The organism is Nocardiopsis tropica (genome assembly GCF_042660575.1).
Lineage (GTDB): Bacteria > Actinomycetota > Actinomycetes > Streptosporangiales > Streptosporangiaceae > Nocardiopsis > Nocardiopsis tropica.
The window spans coordinates 1-605 of record NZ_JBHSUF010000068.1 but is presented as its reverse complement, the minus strand read 5'-3'; the positions used below and the strand labels follow the sequence as shown (position 1 = coordinate 605).

Annotated in this window: 1 protein-coding gene; it reads right to left on the bottom strand. The window is 47.8% G+C overall.

The window, feature by feature from the left end:
* Window positions 1–82: 82 nt before the first annotated feature.
* Window positions 83–605: DJ-1/PfpI family protein (locus ACFQBR_RS33610; RefSeq protein WP_378554989.1), on the bottom strand; the 523-nt coding region annotated here is incomplete at its 5' end.

Genomic DNA, 605 nt, shown 5'->3' with positions numbered 1-605 from the left:
AGCTTTTACAACAAGAACCTTTATAACAAAGAAGCCTTGCCGCAATTGCGGCAAGGCTTCTTTAAGAAAATACTTATTGATATTAAGCCGGAATTTTCCTAGGCTTTTCCCTTTCCCAAAAACGGTGCAGTTTGATGGCCTCAATAAATGAAGTTGCTAATTGAGCTGCGTCGCCGCTCACGATCACGCCCTCATCGCTTTCCATCTTCTTGCTGAAGTAGGTGGCTTCCAACACTTGCAGCGCCTGCTCATCGGCGGCTATGGCTTTGCAGTGTTTAAACGCTTCGTTCAGGAAGTGTACCGCATCGGCATCTGCTTCCAAGGTGGCTACACTGTTCAGGCCACCCGGTATATACACTGCATCAAACAACACAGATGCTGCGCCCAGCAGGCTTTCGTCTACGTGTATCTTATCGTCGTTAGCTGATGTCAGGTAACCTAAACGGGGCGCAAGAATTTCTGTTACGCCGCCTGCTGCTTCGATGGCTGCTTTCACTTCGCTCAAAGATTTTCCGTCCACACCATCAGCCGCCAGTATGGCTACTTTACGGGTTTGTATGCTGTCTTTAATGGTATTCGCCATACTTAAAGCTTCGGATTTGATC